The sequence below is a fragment of the Hydrogenovibrio marinus genome (genome assembly GCF_013340845.1).
Taxonomy (GTDB): domain Bacteria; phylum Pseudomonadota; class Gammaproteobacteria; order Thiomicrospirales; family Thiomicrospiraceae; genus Hydrogenovibrio; species Hydrogenovibrio marinus.
Genome location: NZ_AP020335.1, coordinates 293,925 through 313,530, shown reverse-complemented (window position 1 = coordinate 313,530; position 19,606 = coordinate 293,925). Strand labels below are relative to the sequence as shown.

Annotated in this window: 17 protein-coding genes; 12 read left to right on the top strand and 5 right to left on the bottom strand. The window is 45.4% G+C overall.

All coding sequences use genetic code 11. From position 1 onward, the window contains the following. The first annotated feature begins 78 nt into the window (after positions 1–78). Both HVMH_RS01360 and corA read left to right on the top strand, forming a co-directional pair. Positions 79–492, top strand: a complete 414-nt coding sequence (locus HVMH_RS01360; RefSeq protein WP_029910750.1) for a hypothetical protein — start codon at positions 79–81, stop codon at positions 490–492. 126 nt (positions 493–618) lie between these two features. Further along, positions 619–1,575 carry a magnesium/cobalt transporter CorA gene (gene corA, locus HVMH_RS01355; RefSeq protein ID WP_029910753.1) on the top strand — a complete coding sequence of 319 codons (957 nt, stop codon included), beginning with the start codon at positions 619–621 and terminating at the stop codon, positions 1,573–1,575. A gap of 4 nt (positions 1,576–1,579) precedes the next feature. Here the strand turns inward: corA and HVMH_RS01350 are convergent, their stop codons facing one another. After that, entirely contained in the window at positions 1,580–2,161 is a 582-nt protein-coding gene (locus HVMH_RS01350) for a class I SAM-dependent methyltransferase (protein WP_029910757.1), read from the bottom strand. Positions 2,162–2,384: 223 nt separating this feature from the next. Between HVMH_RS01350 and rep the strand changes: the two genes are divergently transcribed. The 9 genes from rep (at position 2,385) to HVMH_RS01305 (ending at position 14,982) form a co-directional block, all read left to right on the top strand. Continuing rightward, positions 2,385–4,421, top strand: a complete 2,037-nt coding sequence (rep, locus tag HVMH_RS01345) for a DNA helicase Rep (RefSeq protein ID WP_029910759.1) — start codon at positions 2,385–2,387, stop codon at positions 4,419–4,421. A 25-nt stretch (positions 4,422–4,446) separates the two neighbouring features. After that, positions 4,447–5,646 (top strand): iron-containing alcohol dehydrogenase, encoded by a 1,200-nt coding sequence (locus HVMH_RS01340; RefSeq protein WP_029910761.1) that lies wholly within the window; start codon positions 4,447–4,449, stop codon positions 5,644–5,646. 172 nt (positions 5,647–5,818) lie between these two features. Further along, positions 5,819–6,739 (top strand): OmpA family protein, encoded by a 921-nt coding sequence (locus HVMH_RS01335; RefSeq protein ID WP_051623036.1) that lies wholly within the window; start codon positions 5,819–5,821, stop codon positions 6,737–6,739. A gap of 25 nt (positions 6,740–6,764) precedes the next feature. After that, positions 6,765–7,430 (top strand): transglutaminase-like cysteine peptidase, encoded by a 666-nt coding sequence (locus HVMH_RS01330; RefSeq protein ID WP_035628944.1) that lies wholly within the window; start codon positions 6,765–6,767, stop codon positions 7,428–7,430. After that, the gene (locus tag HVMH_RS01325) at positions 7,427–9,373 is read left to right on the top strand and encodes a bifunctional diguanylate cyclase/phosphodiesterase (RefSeq protein ID WP_029910769.1); all 1,947 of its coding nucleotides are present in this window, start codon (positions 7,427–7,429) and stop codon (positions 9,371–9,373) included. The genes HVMH_RS01330 and HVMH_RS01325 overlap by 4 nt, the downstream gene beginning before the upstream one ends. A 29-nt stretch (positions 9,374–9,402) precedes the next feature. Beyond that, a complete protein-coding gene (locus HVMH_RS01320; protein WP_051623037.1) occupies positions 9,403–11,583 on the top strand; it encodes a type I secretion system permease/ATPase in 2,181 nt (726 codons plus the stop codon). Beyond that, complete coding sequence (locus HVMH_RS01315) at positions 11,580–12,920, top strand: HlyD family type I secretion periplasmic adaptor subunit (protein ID WP_029910774.1); 1,341 nt, start codon at positions 11,580–11,582, stop codon at positions 12,918–12,920. Before HVMH_RS01320 ends, HVMH_RS01315 begins: the two co-directional genes overlap by 4 nt. A gap of 103 nt (positions 12,921–13,023) precedes the next feature. Further along, positions 13,024–13,629, top strand: coding sequence for a response regulator transcription factor (locus HVMH_RS01310; protein ID WP_051623038.1), 606 nt, complete (start codon positions 13,024–13,026; stop codon positions 13,627–13,629). A 9-nt stretch (positions 13,630–13,638) separates the two neighbouring features. Continuing rightward, positions 13,639–14,982, top strand: a complete 1,344-nt coding sequence (locus HVMH_RS01305) for a TolC family outer membrane protein (protein ID WP_029910782.1) — start codon at positions 13,639–13,641, stop codon at positions 14,980–14,982. Between the two features lie 111 nt (positions 14,983–15,093). Here the strand turns inward: HVMH_RS01305 and HVMH_RS01300 are convergent, their stop codons facing one another. The 3 genes from HVMH_RS01300 to HVMH_RS01290 are packed head-to-tail and all read right to left on the bottom strand — an operon-like array spanning position 15,094 to position 17,585. Continuing rightward, positions 15,094–15,786, bottom strand: coding sequence for a sulfite exporter TauE/SafE family protein (locus tag HVMH_RS01300; protein WP_029910783.1), 693 nt, complete (start codon positions 15,784–15,786; stop codon positions 15,094–15,096). Positions 15,787–15,800: 14 nt separating this feature from the next. Beyond that, complete coding sequence (locus HVMH_RS01295; RefSeq protein WP_232087783.1) at positions 15,801–17,333, bottom strand: YifB family Mg chelatase-like AAA ATPase; 1,533 nt, start codon at positions 17,331–17,333, stop codon at positions 15,801–15,803. A gap of 9 nt (positions 17,334–17,342) precedes the next feature. Then, positions 17,343–17,585, bottom strand: a complete 243-nt coding sequence (locus tag HVMH_RS01290) for an accessory factor UbiK family protein (protein ID WP_029910788.1) — start codon at positions 17,583–17,585, stop codon at positions 17,343–17,345. Between the two features lie 212 nt (positions 17,586–17,797). Between HVMH_RS01290 and HVMH_RS01285 the strand changes: the two genes are divergently transcribed. Then, positions 17,798–18,865: a GGDEF domain-containing protein gene (locus HVMH_RS01285; RefSeq protein ID WP_029910790.1), complete on the top strand. Its 1,068-nt coding sequence runs from the start codon at positions 17,798–17,800 to the stop codon at positions 18,863–18,865. Positions 18,866–18,870: 5 nt separating this feature from the next. Here the strand turns inward: HVMH_RS01285 and HVMH_RS01280 are convergent, their stop codons facing one another. Beyond that, complete coding sequence (locus tag HVMH_RS01280) at positions 18,871–19,602, bottom strand: SPOR domain-containing protein (RefSeq protein WP_029910791.1); 732 nt, start codon at positions 19,600–19,602, stop codon at positions 18,871–18,873. Positions 19,603–19,606: the final 4 nt, after the last annotated feature.

Sequence of the window (19,606 nt, the reverse complement as noted above, 5' to 3'; positions counted from 1 at the left end):
TCCGGCCAGTCACAATATAAAAATCTAAATATAACACTACGCACATACGATTAGCGATAGTCATCTATCGAGGTGCTTATGATGGATAGTTTAGAGAAACTCAAACAACTCCGTAAAGAACATACGGACACCATCCCCTTCAAGTCACTCATCCAGTTTGAGAAATGGGCGGATGAAGTTTACCCGCTATTAAAGTTCAACGATCCCTTAGCGCAACGCTTCAATCGGGCACGGCTAAAAGCTGCATTGGATTTACCTTACGGCCCAACACAAAAATCCATTGATCAAGTCAACATCGCTATTGATACCGTCAATGAAGCCATCAAAGAACTCGAAGCCATGCCACATTCTTTTTTCAGCAGAGAAGGTAGTTTTCGAACAAAGTGGCGCGCAAGACTTCATAGTCACCCAATTCTTGTATCATCCACGGTCGGGCTGATATTTTTTATATTAGGTATCGGGGTTATGCTTGCATTTGCTTGCAAAAACTAACATCACCCAGCTTAACTTCACCCACACTCAGCCTTAAATCTGTTTAAATACAGCATGACTTCAACAGTCTAAGATTTTCTAATTTCCGGTTAACCGAAATATTGTGACTTCTTTAGGATTCTCGTTATGCTCCGCTTCTTTAAAATAGACCAAGGTATCATTCGCGACATCACCTTCCAACCTGACACGCCACCAGCCGAACTGGTTGCCACCGCCAATTGGATTGATGCCCATGACCCGACGGATGAAGAACGTGAACTGATTAGTGGCCTACTTAGAATCGACCTACCGGAAAGCGACGAGGTGAATGAAATTGAAGACTCCGCACGTTACTTCATCGACAGCGCGGGGCTCCATGTTCACTCACTTTACCTCAGCCCTTCGGAAGGACGCTACACCACAGAAACCGTTGCTTTTATCCTGCAAAGCAACCGCCTGATCTCTATCCGCGAAGCGGATATCGTTGATTTTCGTCTTTTCCGCCTGCGTGCCCGCAAAGAACAAATCGTGTGCGCCAACGCACAAGCGCTATTCATTACACTGTTGGAACAAAAAGTCGAGAACCACGCAGACTATCTGGAAGACATTCATATTCAATTAGAGAAAGTCAGCTATGCGGTTTTGGAAGAAGGGAGTTCGGAATACGAAGCTTGCATCGGTAAATTGGCAAGACTGGAAGACTCCAACGGAAAAACTCGCCTGTGTCTGATGGATGCACAACGCGATATTTCATTCTTGATTCGCCATCTAAAAACAGAGAAGAGTCAGGATAAAACCCTGAGAGAAATCACTCGAGACATCGATACTCTGATGTCCCACTCCACCTTCCTGTTCGACAAAATCAACTTTTTGATGAACTCTACTCAAGGTTTCATCAACATTCAGCAAAACCAAATTATCAAGATTTTCTCGATTGCCGCAGTGGTTTTCCTCCCGCCTACGCTGGTGGCAAGTATCTATGGCATGAACTTCAAGCACATGCCTGAGCTCGACTGGCTGCTCGGTTACCCTTGGGCGATCGGATTGATGATTTTGGCCGGCTTTGCGCCTTACTTTTATTTCAAGCGCAAAGGTTGGTTATAAGCGATTAAGATTTAACGCAACGGGAAATAGTGTAGTCTTTGCCTTGTTTGACCTTGTCATAGTTGCCGAATACTTCCATGAAGTTACGCTTCATGTATTGTCTCAGTCCATTAATGGTCACCACCACGAACTGACCGCCCGGCGCTAACTGCTGATGCACATCATGCAGAATAATCGATAGCATTTCCTTACCGACTTTTGCCGGAATATTGGACACTACGGTGGTGAAAACCTTATCTTTCGGCACGGCACTTAATCCATTCGATAAATATGCCTTTGCGTGACTCAGACCATTTTGCTGCGCGTTCTTATTGGCATAATCCACCGCAACGAAATCCTTATCGACCATGTGCACTTCGCCTTGCGGCGCACAAGCTGCGATGGTCAGGCCAATTGGTCCGTAACCACAACCGATATCCAACGCCACTTCGTCCGGCTGAATATCCAGGTGTCTCAACAACAAGTCGGTACCCGAATCGATTTCTCGTGGCGAAAAAATGCCCCAAGTTGAGTTAAAGGTCAAACCATGCCCTTTAAGTTCCGCTTGAAACTGAATGTCTTTTTTAAGTTCGTCGATTGTGCTCACTATCGTTGCCCCGATCTGTCCTGATGCAAATAACCATCAAATTCACGCTTAAACTTTGCGCTAGCTGATAAAATATTTACCCATAAAATTCATTGTAAAAACGGTGGCTAAAAATGCCGATTTAATGCCGTTTCCCGAAGTTATCGGAAATTATACAGGATTCATCGTTCACAGCTTGATTCATCGAAATCATCATTAACGAGCTTTTTACTAGTCACTAGGTATGCATTCACTCAATAAACGTCAATTGGAAGCTGTTCTCCATGTCCACACCCCCGCTTTAGTGTTGGCAGGTGCTGGCTCCGGAAAAACGCGGGTAATCACCGAGAAAATCGCGCACCTGATTCGCAAGCATGACATCAAACCTCACAATATTTACGCCTTGACCTTTACCAACAAAGCGGCGAGAGAAATGAAGGAGCGTGTCAGCAAACTTCTGAAAGACGACCCGTCGAAAGGCCTGAATGTATCGACCTTCCATAACCTTGGACTGAATATCATCCGCCAGGAATACAAAGCACTGGGTTATAAGTCAAACTTCTCGATTATGGACGCAACGGATACCCGTCAAATCATCAAAGACTTGCTGAAAAAACAATCGCTAGACGAAGAAGCCTTGGAAAACGCACAATGGGATATTTCCAACTGGAAAAACGCGCATATTTCGCCACAACAGGCGTTGGAGCAAGCTGAAGACAACCTACAGCAAGCACGTGCGATTTTGTATGACCTCTACCAGCAGCAACTCAAAGCCTACAATGCGGTGGATTTTGATGACCTGATTGGATTACCGGTTCGACTGTTTGACGAAAATCGCGAGATTCTTGATAAGTGGCAGAACAAAGTCCGCTATTTATTGGTCGATGAGTATCAAGACACCAATGCGGCGCAGTACGCGTTGGTAAAACAATTGGTCGGTATCCAAGCGCGCTTCACCGTGGTAGGCGATGATGACCAATCCATCTACGCTTGGCGTGGTGCCCAACCGGAAAACCTGTCATTACTGAAAGAAGACTTCCCGAATCTTGAAGTCATCAAACTGGAACAAAACTACCGTTCGTCAAACCGCATCCTGCAATCAGCTAACGCCTTGATTGCCAATAACCCGCATGAATTCGAGAAATCGCTTTGGTCAGAAATGGGGATGGGGGACATGCTTCGTGTCATCGCCTGTAATAATGAAAACCATGAAGCGGAACGTGTTATCTCCGAAATCATCGTCCATAAATTCAAGAACCGCACCCAGTTCAAGGACTATGCAATTCTGTATCGCGGGAATTTCCAATCACGATTATTTGAGCGTGCGTTGCGTGAGCAAAACATTCCTTACAAGCTATCCGGTGGACAATCTTTCTTTGATAAAACGGAAATCAAAGACCTATTGTCTTACCTGAAACTGATTGTAAACCCGGACGATGATGCCGCGTTTTTACGTGTGGTCAACACCCCTCGACGTGAAATTGGCGCCACCACCTTGACCAAACTGGCAAGCTACGCCACACAACGTCATGTAAGTTTGTTTGATGCCACACAAGAACTCGGCTTGAGCACGGTGCTGGATGAAAAGGCACTAAAACGCGTGAGCTATTTTGGCGACCTTGTTCTTAAGTGGATTAAAGACTCGGAAACTTTGGCGGGGACGGAAGTCATCGAGTTCATTCGCAAGCTGAATGAAGACATTGAGTATGACAACTGGTTGCGCGAAACCTCCAACACACCAAGACAAGCGGAAAAGCGCATGGAGAATACGCGCGATTTGTTCCAATGGATTGAGCGCATTATCGACAAAGCCAAAAACGAAGACGACGAAGACATCATGCTCAATAAAATCGTGTCCTACATGACTTTGATGGACATGCTGGAACGGAATGAAGAAGAAGTCGAGCAAAATGAAGTGACCATGATGACCCTTCATGCCTCTAAAGGTCTTGAATTCCCACATGTATTCCTCATTGGTATGGAAGAAGAATTGTTGCCACATAAACAGAACCTGGAATCTCCAGGCTTGGAAGAAGAACGACGCTTGGCTTATGTGGGCATTACCCGCGCGCAAAGAAGCCTGACCATGACCTATGCGAAAAAACGCCGTAAATATGGTGAAGAAATGCGCTGTGAGCCTAGTCGCTTCTTGAGCGAGTTACCGGAAGATTTGCTTGATTGGGAAGGCAAACCGGGTGTTGAAATTTCCGCCGAAGAAAAACTGGAAAAAGGCAATGCCGCACTAGATAGCCTCAAGGCCATGCTGGCCTCAAACGGCTAAACTCAACACGACAGGAGTAGACAAAATGATCGCCCCCTTTCAAATTGCGCAAATTCCTGAAATCCATTTTGGCTGGGGCTGCCGACAAGACTTGGCGAAGAGTTTGTCGGAATATGCATCTGTGGTATTAATTTCCAGCCGCACCCTAGCCCAACCTGGCAGATTTTCAGCGGATTTACTCACTCAACTTCAAGAACAAGGGACACGCGTTGCGTTGTTTCTGGTTTCCGGCGAACCTTCACCGGACATGGTCGACAACATCGTTGAAGGCTGCCCTAAGAATGCACAAGCCGTCGTCGGCATCGGCGGCGGGAGCGTTTTAGATACCGCCAAAGCGGTCGCTGGACTGATTCCCTCTGGCAACTCGGTAATGAACTACTTGGAAGGCGTCGGCAAAGGTGAACCGTTTGATGTGGACACCCTCCCCTTCATCGCCGTGCCGACCACCGCGGGAACCGGCAGTGAAACCACCAAAAACGCGGTATTGTCGAGACTGGGGCAGTTCAAGAAATCTTTCCGAGACAACAAACTCCTCGCTAAAAATGTCTGGCTCGATCCAGAACTTTTGGTAAGTTGTCCACAACCAGTACTCTACAGCACTGGCATGGATGCTTTTACCCAGCTATTAGAATCCTACACTACCCTAAAAGCAAACCCGATAACCAATGCGCTTGCTTGGCAAGGCATGACACTCTTCAAAGGCGCATTCGAATTATTGGAGAGCGCTTCAGACGCTGACAAGGAAACCGGCTATGGCAACCTGATGCTAGCTGCTAGCTTATCTGGAATAACACTGGCTAATGCCGGATTAGGCGCAGTACACGGTTTAGCAGGTCCAATCGGCGCCTTTTTTGAAGCGCCGCACGGTATCGTTTGCGCAAGGTTACTGGCTCCGATTACTACAGCAAATATCGAAACCCTACAACAGCAGGATGATGCATTTTCTCAAGCGACACGCTATAAATATGCCCGAATCGGTCGCCTGCTTTCAAACAAAGATGGGCTTGAACCAACCGCCGCAACCCTTGAAGACGATTTATCGGATTTAATCTTAAACTTACAACTTCTAACAGAACGTTACGCACCGATCTCCTTATCAGAATATGGCATTACGCCATGCCAATTCGATCCGGTCATCGAAAACTGTCGTTCGGGAAGCATGTTAGGAAATCCCGTTGTACTGTCTGATCAACAACTACAAAATGCGCTTTACCAAACACTATGAATAAAAAACCTTATAAATTAAGCATTTACTCAAAAAAATCGCGTAAGATAAAATCACAAATTTATCATTACAAGAAACTTTCTGTGGCACGTTATGCAAAACACTGGATAGCGTTCGTAGTTTTCAGTAGAATTGTGGGCAATATGTCTTTTATTTAGGTATAAAAATAATTATGTTACGCACACTTCCTCTCATCGCCCTCTGTGGGTTACCTTTTTTCGCTTATGCCCAAGATGCTGAAAACAATTATGCCAACACTCCCGCAATGCAAACTCTCATGGATGACGGTGAGCATACGAAAAAAGATGTTGAGGAATATAAGGATTTAGACCAAGACGGCGTACCCGATAAAGACGATTTCTGCGCCAACACCGCCAAAGGCACGAAAGTAGACAAACATGGTTGTGAGCTAGACAGCGATGGCGATGGTATTTATGACAAAACGGATCAATGCCCTAACTCCGCGCCAGGTGTATCTGTCAATTTCCTTGGCTGTGAAGGGGATGAAGATAAAGATGGCGTGCTAGACAGCAAAGATAAATGTCCGGGCACGCCATTAGGCGTTAAGGTCAACCAATATGGTTGTAAGATCGACAATGACAAGGATGGTGACGGCGTTCTGGATTCGATTGATCAGTGTCCTAATACGCCTAAAGGCTATATCGTTAACAAATATGGTTGTCCGCCACAAACGAAGGTTACCATCCAAATCACATTCCCAGTAGGTTCATGGAATATTCCATCAACCCAAAAAGAATTGTTGGAAAGAGAAGCCAGTAAACTGAAAGAGCTACAGCCGGATGAAGTGGTATTAATTTCCGGGTTCACAGACAACAGCGGTAAAGCTGACACAAACATGAAACTGTCTTGGGAAAGAGCCAACAGCGTTAAGGATTACATCCTGAACAACTTCAGCTATCCGAAAGATAAGTTCTATATCATGGGGATGGGGGAGCAGAGCCCTATCGCCTCAAACGCCACCAAGGAAGGTAGAGAGCATAACCGACGCATTGAATTCCAAGTTCTAAAAATGGATAAATTGTCGCCGATAGCTCGTCACGAAATTCCTCCTGAGATGCGTTTGAAGAAGTAATCAATATTGAGGAAAGGCTAGCGGGATGCAACGGTTAATTTTTTGGGTGGGATTGATAGCACTAAGCTTGTACCACATCAAGTTAGCCGACGCATCCGGTGCCCCCAGCGTTGTCAGTAACGCCGAGATTCAAAAGGTTAACCAAAAATACGGCATGCTGGCTGCCAACCGCCTAAAAGCCTGGCAAAACTTGGTTAATGATGCTTATGGCAAACCTGAAAGGCTGCAATTGAGCATGGTGAATAACTTTTTCAATGGTGCCAAATATGTTTCCGATGAAAAAAACTGGGGGAAACCAGATTACTGGGCAACCCCGATTGAAATGCTGATAAAGGACGCCGGTGACTGTGAGGATTACGTGATTGCAAAATACTTCACACTAAGGGCACTTGGCATTTCAGATCAAAAGCTTTATTTGACCTATGTTAAAGCCATTCGACTCAAACAAGCACACATGGTTTTAACCTACTTCAAGACCCCAAAATCTATCCCTCTTGTTCTCGATAACCTCAATACCCAAATTCGAAAAGCAACACAACGCCCTGACCTGCTCCCTATCTACAGCTTTAACGGTAGCGGACTCTGGCTCGCAAAACAACGCGGCAACGGACAAGCAGTGGAAGGCGGTAATAAACAACTCGAACAATGGCAAGCGCTGCTCAAAAAATTAGATAAGAGGAGTTCATCATGAGCTTAAGCAAGCAAATGATTTTATTCATCGCTGGCATGTTGATGATATTGTTGGTAGGCACATTTATCCTAAATTTCAACAACACCAAAACCTTCTTGGAACATCAACTGGTCTCCCATTCACAGGACACTGCTACCTCTCTTGGCTTATCCCTAAGTTCAGTTGCTGATGGTGAAGATACCTCTTCCATGGAAACCATGATTAATGCGGTTTTTGACCGAGGCTACTATTCCATGATCGCGCTTTATGATGTTGATGGCAAAGTGATTTACGAGCGAACCAACTCAGATAGCATCCGAGGCATCCCGAACTGGTTCATACACCTTATCCGTATTAAGGCGCCCATGGCACAGTCCCTAGTCCAAACAGGATGGATTCCTGTCGGAAAGCTAAAAGTTGAAAGTCATCCAGGTTATGCCTATATCGAACTATGGAAAACCACTCTTACTCTAACCATATGGTTCGTTATCGCAGCTGTACTTGCTATCGCTCTAGCGATTTATGCCCTTAGAGTTATGCTCAATCCACTCAAAAAACTGGAACAGCAAGCAGAAGCTATTGTTAAAAAAGAATACTTGTTGCAAGAAGACCTGCCCAACACCACAGAATTCAAACAAGTGGTTTCGGCAATGAACACCATGGTTCATAAGATGAAAGATGTTTTCGACCGTGATGCCAAAATGTCGGAAAAACTACAAAAGATCGCTTATCAAGACAGTGTTACCGGTTTATCAAACCGCTTGCACTTTGAGATGAACATCGACAGCTTAATCGACCCTAAAAGTGAAGCGCTACCAGGCGCTATGGCATTGGTTCGCATTCAAAATCTGAAAGACATCAATGACGAATTTGGTTACCCGATTGGAGACAAATTCGTGAAATTGCTTTCAGCCAAGCTTATCCAACACCTTAATTTCAAGCAAATGCTCAATGCACGTTTGAATGGTACTGAGCTGATATCGGTTATGCCTAACTGCCGTATAGAAATCGTCATCAAACAAACAGAAGCGTTTTTAACTTCCGTAAATGACATTTTATCCGAACTGAACATGCCGGAAGATTACCTCAACATCAACATCGGCATCATTCACTATGAGCCAGGTCAAACCCGTGGTGCACTGCTTACCAACCTTGACATAGCGGTAACCGAAGCTGTGCAGAAAGGTCGAAACACCTATTGTTACACTGCAAACGAGGATGAACATACCGACGAACAGATATGGCATGACATCATTGAGCGAGCAATAAAAGACAATCGCTTCGTATTGTTCCAACAAGGTGCCTACTCAGCAACGCGCCAAGTTCACTCCAGCGAGCTACTCATTCGCATGAAGGATGATAATGGAGAATTACAGTCCGCTGGTTTCTTTATGCCAACGGTTATTCGCCTACATAGAGAGAGTGAAATTGACCGTCTGGTCGCAGAATTGGCAGCAAGTTTTATTACCTCTTGCCCTCACCAAATCGTATCAAGACTGTCCATCAACTTGAGCGGGGCAACATTGGAATCGGCGAAAGAACGCGAAGGCCTGCTCGAACACATCAAAATGCATGATCCTAAGCATTTCTCGTTTGAAGTTGCAGAAGACTTGATTTCGGACAGCAATAGTCAAACACGGGATTTCTTGAAAAACTTGAGTAAACAAGGGTATGAGTTCGGCATTGATAACTTTGGCTCACAGTTCACGAAACTGGCATTCCTTCAAGACTTGCGTCCTGACTTCATCAAACTGGATATGTCATTCACCAACGTCATTGAAAAAGATGAGCAAACCCGCTCTTATGTCGCCAGTGTTGTCGATATGTGTACCAGCTTAGACATTTTGATCATTGCCATGGGAATTGAAAGTGATGCACAGCGACAAGCTTTTGAAGCGCTTGGTGTCACCACTTTCCAAGGATATCTGTATGGCGCGCCTAAACCGCTATTCTCCCCACAATAAAAAAGGTATACTTTAGGACAATCTATACTATGTCGAACACCGGATCGAACGCATTGAAAACGGAACAAACCGAAAGCCAGGATCTAGATTTTCACGATCCCCTGCTTGATTGCTTGGTCCTTTACTGCAAAACGCAGGGACAAAACCTTTCAAGCCATGCTCTCGTAGCAGGTTTACCTATCAGCGACGGCGAACGACTGACTCCAGAATTATTCATTCGAGCTGCCGAACGTGCCCAAATCCATGCGAAATTCGTTCAGCGTGAGCTTGCCGACATTCCAAACCTCGTCATGCCTTGCATTATTAATCTTAAAGACAATCAAGCATGTATCCTGGAGTCCATATCCGGCAGTCAAGCCAATATCATCATGCCGGACATGGGCGGCAGCCTCAAAACAGTTTCGTTAAAAGCGCTGGAAAAAGATTACTTGGGCTATGCCATCTATCTAGGCAAGAAAGTCAGCCAAGCCAACAAAAAAGACAGCTTGGTCAAAAAAAATGAGGGGCATTGGTTCTGGCACACCTTCTGGGACAACAGAACCATTTATCGCGACGTCATTATCGCTTCTGTCGTCATCAATATTTTCATACTCGCTAACCCGCTGTTCGTCATGAACGTATACGACCGCATTGTGCCGAACAATGCCGTTGAATCGCTATGGGTGTTGGCGCTCGGAATCAGTGTCGTGTACATGTTTGACTTGTTGCTCAAGTCACTGCGCTCTTATTTCCTGGAAATCGCCGGAAAGAAAAGTGATGTCATTATGTCGGCTAAACTCTTCGAGCATACGCTTGATTTGACGATGGAGAATCGCCAAGGTTCCATCGGTGCGTTTGCCAACAACCTAAAAGAATTTGACAGCATCCGTAACTTCTTCACCTCCGGCACCATCGCGTCTATTGTTGATTTGCCTTTTGTCATCATCTTCTTATTGGTAATCACCTACATCGCTGGTGCCATCGTACTTGTTCCTATGCTGATTATCATGATTATCCTACTCTACAGTTTGATTATGAAAGATCGCATCATGAGCAGTATTGAAGCGACCTATGAGGCATCTGCACAGAAAAACGCGGTACTCATCGAAACCCTAACCGCCATTGAAACCATCAAGGCTCTTGGCGTTGAAGCACGCTCACAATGGAAGTGGGAACAGGCTGTTGGTGAGATCGCCAAAGCCAGCATCAAATCCAAGATGATGCAAAGCTCAATTGGCAGAATGACCGGATTCATGCAACAAATGAGTACCGTTTTCATCGTACTGGCCGGGGTATATTTAATCAAGAACGGTGACTTGACGATGGGGGGCTTGATTGCAACCGTTATGCTAAGTCAGCGCGCTATCGGCCCGATGGGACAATTTGCAAACCTTACCGCGTCCTACCAGCAAACACGCACCGCCTTGAATTCTCTGAACGACCTGATGAAGAAGGAAACTGAGCGCCCAATTGGCAAGCGTTTCATTCAACACCCTGTTTTCAGCGGGAAAATCGAATTCAACAATGTTACCTTCACTTACCCAGGCGACTCAAAGGAAGCATTACATGAGGTTTCCTTCAAAATAGAAGCTGGTGATAAAATCGGGGTAATTGGTCGAGTCGGCTCAGGAAAAACCACCATTGAAAAGCTGATTCTTGGCTTTTACAAACCGGACAGTGGCTCAATCCTGATTGACGGTATTGATATCACCCAACTTGATCCAGCAGCGTTGAGGCACAACATCAATTATGTCCCGCAGGAAGTAACGCTCTTCAGTGGTGACGTTAGAGAAAATATTGCCTATAAAGCACCCTATATTGAAGACGACTTGATTCTACGTGCTGCAAAACTTGCGGGGGTGGATGACTTCATCAAAACGCACCCGTCTGGATACGGCTTAATGATCAACGAAGGCGGAACTTCATTATCCGGCGGTCAAAGACAAAGCATCGGTGTTGCACGTGCACTGCTATTACCGGCTCCAATTTACTTATTCGACGAACCGACCAACGCGATGGATTCAAGCACAGAAATGACGCTTATCCAGCGCTTAAAAGAAAATACGATTCAGAACACGATGATCGTCGTTACTCATAAGATGAGTATTTTGCAGTTGGTAGACCGCTTGATTGTTTTGGACAACGGTAGACTGATTGCTGATGGTCAAAAAGACACGGTTCTAGAAGCCTTGAAGTCAGGACAATTGAATAAACAACGGGTAGATGCATGAAGATAACAAAGCAACCTGACGTATCTGAATCCGATTTGGAGTTCATGTCCAGCTTGAGCCAAGCTGCACTGGAAAAACCAACCATCAAATCCCAAGTTTTGGTGTGGTTGATCTTTCTGGTGATTGTCTTTTTGATCGTTTGGGCAAGTTTAACAACACTAGACAAAATCGTGAGAGGGGAAGGCAAGGTTGTACCTTCCAGCCAAATTCAGGTTGTACAGAACCTGGAAGGCGGTATCGTCTCCAATATTTTCGTAAAAACCGGTGACAAGGTTCGTAAAGGCGAAACCCTTCTTAAACTAGACAACACCCAGTACGCCAGTAGCTTTGGTGAAGCGGAAACACAAAAATATGATCTTCAGGCACAATCTGAGCGTTTGAAAGCCGAGGCATTTGACCGACCATTCATTGAAAAATACCCTTCTGACGACCCTAGCGTAGTCAGAATGTTTGACCGGGAGAAAACGCTCTACCAGAACCAGCTAAACCAACTTGAAACCAATATACACATTCTTGAGCAGCAGATAGTGCAACACCGCTCTGAATTAGAAGAAGCGCAAAACCAAGCTACACAGCTTAAAAAATCCTACGAACTTCTGGAAAAAGAAATCAAAATCATGGAGCCTTTGGTTCGAGAAGGTATTGCTTCGCAAGTGGATTTATTGAAAACCAGACGCGATGCCAACGATGCTTACACTAAACTGCAATCAACTCAAATTTCCATTCCAAAACTACAATCGGCAGTAAAAGAAGCGGAATCAAAACAAAAAGAAGCTAAGCAGGACTTCCAAAACAAAGCGCAGGAAAAACTGAATGAGGTTTTGGCCAAACTTGAGCAGATTGAAAACTCGCAAACCGCCATTGAGGACAAGGTGCGTCGTACCAATATCCGCTCACCGGTTAATGGTGTGATCAACCAGTTGATGGTTTCAACCATCGGTGAGGTCGTCAAACCGGGTAGTGATATTATCAAGATTGTACCAAACGATGCTTCATTGGTGCTGGAAACCAAAATACTGCCTTCAGATATCGGATTTGTTTACCCAGGCCTGAAAGCGAAAATTAAATTTACCGCCTATGACTTTGCAATTTATGGCGGCTTGGAAGGGACTGTTGAAAATATTTCTGCGGACACTATCGTCGATGATAAAGGTAACAGCTTTTACATCGCCCGCATTAAAACCAACAAAAACCATTTGGGAACGGACAAAAGTCCGCTCTATTTGTTGCCAGGCATGCAGGCAACGGTGGACGTTGTAGTTGGAAAACAAACTATTATGGACTACTTGATTAAACCGATCATCAAAGCTAAAGATCTGGCTTTACGTGAATCTTAAGTTTTTTTAATATACGGATAAAAAAAATCGGTACAATAGGCGCATTTAGTCAAATGATAGTAAAAATACTTAACCCGTAGATTAGAGTCAAAGTAATAGAGACATGACGCACTTACTGCTATATACGACTGACGAAAATATCGTCAACAACGCATCCATTGCAGCAAGCCGTGACTGTGAAGTTGTCTTTGATTTGGAAGAAGTGTTAAGTTATTTGCCGACCGAAGTCATGCTATTAGTGGCATTGAATGAGCGCATGCAGCAAGCACAAATAGAGTCCTTGATTGAAAAAGAATATCCAATTATTCTACTCTCCAACCTTCCTACATCGGAAGAGGCATTGGCATGGTTCGCGCTAGGTGTTAAGGGTTATCTTAATCTATACGCAAATGAAGAACGAATCCGTCAAGCAATTGACGCAGTTCAATCCGGTAGCATTTGGTTGGGGCAGAGTGTAATGCAAGCGCTTATCACGCAAGCTACCAGTCAACCAAAGCGTTCTGAAAGCTGGAAAAAACAAGTGACAGAACGTGAAGAAGAAACATTGAAATTGGTCATGCTAGGCTTAAGCAATATGGAAATTGCAGAGTCAATGCATATTAGTGAACGCACTGTCAAAGCACACATCAGCCATTTATTGGAGAAGTTTTCCGTCAAGGATCGATTGGCGCTGGTACTGTGCATACAAAACTGGCAGGATGAAAATTAGAAACAATCCATGAGATTCCAAAACGCACTTATCTATTTACATCTTGGCTTGTTATCAGCTGGTCTACTCACGAGTCCATCTGCACATGCACTGACCCTAAAAGAGGCGATTGAAGATGCCATCGTCCACAATCCCGAATTCCGTAAAGAAGTCAAAGCCTTCCGCGCCACTCAAGCACAGGTTCGTTCTGCAGAAGGTGGTTACTACCCTAGCATAGACCTCAGTGCCGGGATAGGTTATGAAGAAGTCAAACAAGGCTATTCAGGTGGCATCGACAACCAAGGCAACGGACTTGAACGTCAGGAAGGTTCCATCAAACTGACACAAAACCTGTTTCAAGGCTTTGCGACACAAGAAGAAGTCAGACGTCAAAAATACCGTCAAGATTCTGCCGCTTACAAAGCTCAAGCCGCTGCAAACACGGTCGCATTGGATATGGCAACTGCCTATATCAACCTGCTAAAAGAAAAAGAACTGTTGAAGCTAGCGAAAGACAGCTTGGACACTCACCTTAAAATTCATGATCAAATCCTGAAGCGTAACCAAGCAGGGATTGGTAACCAAGTTGAGGTTGACCAAGCAGAAGCGCGTCTTGCCTTGGCACAATCCAACCTCGGATCAGAACAAAACAATTACTATGATGCTTTGGCAAAGTTTCAACGCATTTTGGGTCGTCAGCCGGACAACTCGCTAATCAAACCAAAATTCAAATACACTCTGCCTCAGTCCTTGGATGCTGCAACCAAAATCGCCATGCAAAACCATCCGACTCTAGAGTCTGCAAATGCGGATGTCGCTGCGGCCCGAGCACAATATGACGCCAGTGATAAGAACTACTATCCAACCATCAACCTTGAAGTGGAAAAGACGTTTAACAACAACCTTTCCGGCATCAAGGGCGAAAACGACTATATGCAAGCGATGTTGCGTTTGAAATATAACCTGTACAACGGGGGGCGCGACTCGTCGGAAGTTAAGAGAACCTCATCGGAATACATGCAAGCAACAGAAGTGCGCAACAACAGTCGTCGTCAGGTGATTGAAAACCTGAGGTATGCTTGGAACGCCTACCAATACATCGGCGATCAAATCCCTTATATCAACAAACACATCAAGCTAACGCATGAGACATTGGTCGGTTACCGCAAGCAGTTCAACTTGGGGCGCAGATCACTACTGGATTTACTGAACACGGAAAACGAATATACCAGTGCCCTGCGTACTTTGATTAACAATGAAGCGGATGAACTGATTGCCAAATATCGCATTTTGGCGGCGACAGGTGAGTTGCTGAATGTCTTATCCATTCAATACAGCTTTGTTGATGCTGAAAAGCAATACGATAACGAATAATCCTTCCCCCCCAACCTGGCAGATTTTCTCGCCTTACCCTTTCGGGCGGCGAGCGCTTCATTTAATCAAAATCTACCAGGTTGGGTTTCTTAGTACGCCATGTGATTTCAGTTATGAAACGTGTACTGACACTGCCAACCAGATTTGCCACGCCCCCATCAGCATAATTAGAAAACCTGCCGCACGTCTCACTCGCTGATTACGCGACAAGCGTGTGAAGAAAAATGCAAAAGACCCCATCAATAGCAGATTTGGCATCGTTCCCAACCCAAATGCAATCATGACAGCGGCACCTTGTAGCGCACCCCCAGCCGAAATCGCCATAATCACCATGCTATAAACCAAACCACATGGCAACCAGCCCCAAATCATGCCATATAGCCAAGCCTGAGGAATCGTTCGCACCGAAGTCATTTTGGAAACCACTGGCTGAAGACGCTTCCAAATGAAAGTCCCGAGCTTTTCAACCACCACCACGCCATTCCAGATGCCCGCAACATATAAGCCCAACGCGAGCATGAATGCACCAGCAAAAATCTGCAATGCTTGCTGTGCCGGCAAGAAAGTCGCTAAAGAAGTTACCGTATGTCCTAACCAACCAAACAAAGCACCGATTAGCGCATAACTCGTCACCCGCCCTAAATTATAGGCGAGCTGATACGGAAACATTCGCCACAGGCTCAATTGCACCTCGGGACGAAGATTAAAAGATAAAGTGCCGACAACACCACTACACATCCCCAAACAATGCACACCGCCAAGGAAGCCAACCATCAATGCGGTGAACAGCAAAGACTCGTGCATCAGCTATTCCCCCTTCATGACAGTTTATCCAGTTTACGGTACGATAAGGCTTCCGCAATATGCTTGATACTGACAATATCATCCTTTGCCATATCGGCTAAAGACAAAGCCACACGCAGCACTTTATGATAACTTCTGGCTGACATACCAAGTTGATTCACCGACTTCTCCAGCAATGCCAAAGACGTGCTATCGGGCTGAAACAGTTCATTCAACTCCTGAGGCGTCAGTTTTGCATTAAGTTTGCCTTGGCGGTTCAGTTGCCTTTGCTGACACTCAACGACTCGACTTTTAACTTCTGCCGAGGTTTCCCCGGACTTTTCAGCCGTTTGACTCAGATGTTGAAACTCGACTGGCGACACTTCCAGGTGGCAGTCAATACGATCCAGCAAAGGCCCGGAAATCTTCTTTAGATATCGGTTAATTTGCTCGGGGGTATCAGTACAACGTCCCAGGGGGTCATCACTGAAAAATCCTGATGGACTAGGGTTTGTCGCACACACGAGCTGAACATCCGCTGGATAAGACACCTGCTGGTTAACTCGCGAGATTTCAACGCGTTTGGTTTCCAATGGCTCTCTCAAAGCTTCAAGCACATTACGATTGAATTCCGTCAGCTCATCCAAAAACAACACCGAGTGGTGCGCCAATGATAAAGCTCCCGGTTTTGCAGTCGCCCCTGAACCGCCCCCCACCATGGATGGTGCCGTTGCCGTATGGTGAGGATGAACCAACATGCGTTTGAAAAAATCTTTACCATTTACAGGCTTGCCTGCCAGAGAACGAACTACCGCAACTTCTATCGCCTGCTGTTGTGTTAAATCCGGCAGGAGCGTAATCAATCGGGACGCCAACATACTTTTACCGGAGCCCGGCGGCCCAACCATCAACAGCGAATGACCACCAGCAGCACAGAGTTCCAGCACACGTTTAGCTTGAAATTGCCCTTGAATATCTGCGAGATCTTCATGATAGTTCCAATCACTCTCGTCAGAGGATGCCATCTCTTGTGGCAAATGGAGATCGCCGGATGCTGTCAAAAATGCACTGACTTCCAATAAATGACTGGCGGCTAAAATCTCCGCGCCTTCTATTACAGCAGCCTCTTCAAGATTGTCCTGAGGAATGATTAACGTTTTTCCAGCTTGCTTGGCTTGAAGTACGGCTGACAAAATGCCGTCAACGCGACGGATTTCACCGTTCAGCCCTAGCTCTCCAATAAGTTCTAATTTGGATAAATCCAATTGCGTATTGAGTTGGCCTGATGCCAATAAAATGCCGGTTGCAATTGGTAAGTCATAACGACTTCCCTGCTTGGGCACATCAGCAGGCGCCAGGTTGACGGTAATACGTTTAGGAGGGAGTTGAAAACCGCTACTCAACAGTGCAGAGCGGACACGGTCTTTACTTTCTTTAACGGCAGCTTCGGGAAGACCAACCAAAGACAACTGCGGCAAGCCGTTGGTAACATGTACTTCAACTTGTACCACAGGCGCTTCCATACCGGAAAGAGCGCGGGTTTCCAGTGTGGCATACTGCGTTAACACAACCCGTGTTTACTCGTTATTTTCGAGTGCGTCGACCTTTGCTTCCAAAGCTTCGAGCTTTTGTCGGGTCTTGGCTAACACGGCAGTTTGGATATCAAATTCTTCTCTTGAAACCAAATCCATTTTTTCAAAAGCACGGCTCAAACTTGCCTTGAAATTTTTCTGAGCCTGTTCCGGCAATTCACCAAATCCCTGTGGCAACACTTTTGAGACGGTTTCCACCAAAGATGCAATTTGTTTCGAATCCAGCATAGTGTCTCCAAATTGAGGATGACGCCGTGAGCAGAATGTCACGACATAGAAACTAAGCTAGAAACTATACTCGAATTTTTCCTCTAATACCATTAGAATCGGCCAACACCTTGACCAATCGTCCCTTACGCAAAAGCGCTCAAATCTGTTTCTATACAAAGCGTTTTGTGTAAAATAGAAACATAAATATTATTCGTAATCTAAGGCACATCATGTTACTTGATATTAACGACGCACCTGAAAAATCGATTCGTATCTTTGGGCAGTTAATCGATATTTTTGAAGAACAGTCGATTAACCCAACGCCGTTGAATTATTTTATCTGGTACGAATATTACAAAGGGGATAATCCGAAATTCCGTCAGGAGATGGATAAAATCCTGAGTGACCCTTTTGGTTATAATGACCGCCTCGGTCGTCGCCTTTATGACGAATATTTCGCAGATGACGACGACTCTGCCGACAACGAATTCGACAAAGCCCTCAAACGCTTAATCAGCCTTGTCATCAAGAAAATGAACATCTGGAGCGACAAGCTCGCCCAGCAATCGGAAGAACTCGATAAATTCGCCACCTCACTCAATGATCCGAACATTGATGCCGCTACCCTGAAAGAGCTGACTCATACCGTTCAAAGCACTGTCACCTCAATGCAGGAATCGAGCGCGGATTTACAAAAAGAATTGATGTCCAGCAATGAGGAAATCACACGCTTACGCAAACAGTTGATTGAAGCACGTGCGCAAGTGATGCTGGACGAGCTGACTGAAGTAGGTAACCGCAAAGCCTTCAATATTGCCATGGCGGAAATGATGGACTCCGCTCAAGCGAGCGGTAACCCTGAAAGTTTAGTATTAATCATGACCGACATCGATCATTTCAAACGTTTCAATGACAACTTCGGGCACTTGGTAGGTGACAGCGTGTTGCGTTATTTCGCCAACACCATGAAGAAAAGCAAACTGGAAAATGAAACCATCTGCCGCTACGGCGGGGAAGAGTTCGCCGTTATTCTGTCGGATTCAGACCTTGAGTCTGCTATGGAACGCGCAGAGTCGATTCGTCACAACATAGAAACCGCAAAATTGAAACGTAAAGATTCCACCAAAGAGCTAGGGTTAATCACTGCCTCTTTCGGGATCGCGACTTACAAAGGTTTGGAAGAGACAGTAGACGAATTCATCAAACGTGCAGATGACGCACTCTACCTTGCCAAAGAACAAGGTCGTAATCAGGTTAAAACTGAACTGGATTTAGAAGCGCAGCAAGCGGCTGAATAGCGCACTTACTGACTATCGGAAGAGGCATCCGCCTCTGATTGATTCCCAGCGGATTTAGCGTCTTTATCCGCTTGGGGATCACTGGTTTGCTTAGCGCGAATCAACAAAGTATCCACCCCCAGCTTTCTCAACTCATTTCGCTTGCGGTTCATCACCAATCGATCGGTAAAAGGCCCCAAACGCAAACGGTAATAGGTTTTACCTCTAGACTGAATACTGGTCACTTGAAGCACCTGATCATACCCAGCCAAACGCTTCTGTTCTTTTAGTGCAGCATCTGCTTCTGTGAAAGTACCTGCTTGAATGTAGTATGGTGCTGGTAATTCGATTGAGATGGGTTCTGCATTGACCACCACTTCAGTTTTTGCCAATCCCTGATAAAAACTATAGTGAATCTTAGGATCATTATCTGCCGGTTTTTCAACCACCGTCGCTTCAAAGACTTTTTTCTCAGCAGATTTTGCAACCGGTTCTTTTTTGATATCTTCTGTTTTTTCGCTCACCACCAACGCTGCATTAGCGCCGCTTGCCTTAGTTTCGTTCGACTTCACGCCTTTATCGGCGAAATGTTGAACGACAAAAAAACCACCCAGCAAGCCTACCGTCACAACCAATGCCATCAACCACACCCATTTCATAGGTGAAGAAACAGGCTCGTCAGTACGAGCCTCCACCTGAGAGCGTCGCTGATAAGGCTGCTTGGCGATATAGTGTTTTTGCTTGTAATCTCTGGCCATGGAA

Coding starts and splice junctions, on each gene's coding strand:
- HVMH_RS01360 (WP_029910750.1), top strand. CDS start 79: ATGATGGATAGTTTAGAGAAACTCAAACAACTCCGTAAAGAACATACG.
- corA (WP_029910753.1), top strand. CDS start 619: ATGCTCCGCTTCTTTAAAATAGACCAAGGTATCATTCGCGACATCACC.
- rep (WP_029910759.1), top strand. CDS start 2,385: ATGCATTCACTCAATAAACGTCAATTGGAAGCTGTTCTCCATGTCCAC.
- HVMH_RS01340 (WP_029910761.1), top strand. CDS start 4,447: ATGATCGCCCCCTTTCAAATTGCGCAAATTCCTGAAATCCATTTTGGC.
- HVMH_RS01335 (WP_051623036.1), top strand. CDS start 5,819: ATGTTACGCACACTTCCTCTCATCGCCCTCTGTGGGTTACCTTTTTTC.
- HVMH_RS01330 (WP_035628944.1), top strand. CDS start 6,765: ATGCAACGGTTAATTTTTTGGGTGGGATTGATAGCACTAAGCTTGTAC.
- HVMH_RS01325 (WP_029910769.1), top strand. CDS start 7,427: ATGAGCTTAAGCAAGCAAATGATTTTATTCATCGCTGGCATGTTGATG.
- HVMH_RS01320 (WP_051623037.1), top strand. CDS start 9,403: ATGTCGAACACCGGATCGAACGCATTGAAAACGGAACAAACCGAAAGC.
- HVMH_RS01315 (WP_029910774.1), top strand. CDS start 11,580: ATGAAGATAACAAAGCAACCTGACGTATCTGAATCCGATTTGGAGTTC.
- HVMH_RS01310 (WP_051623038.1), top strand. CDS start 13,024: ATGACGCACTTACTGCTATATACGACTGACGAAAATATCGTCAACAAC.
- HVMH_RS01305 (WP_029910782.1), top strand. CDS start 13,639: ATGAGATTCCAAAACGCACTTATCTATTTACATCTTGGCTTGTTATCA.
- HVMH_RS01300 (WP_029910783.1), bottom strand. CDS start 15,786: ATGCACGAGTCTTTGCTGTTCACCGCATTGATGGTTGGCTTCCTTGGC.
- HVMH_RS01290 (WP_029910788.1), bottom strand. CDS start 17,585: ATGCTGGATTCGAAACAAATTGCATCTTTGGTGGAAACCGTCTCAAAA.
- HVMH_RS01285 (WP_029910790.1), top strand. CDS start 17,798: ATGTTACTTGATATTAACGACGCACCTGAAAAATCGATTCGTATCTTT.
- HVMH_RS01280 (WP_029910791.1), bottom strand. CDS start 19,602: ATGGCCAGAGATTACAAGCAAAAACACTATATCGCCAAGCAGCCTTAT.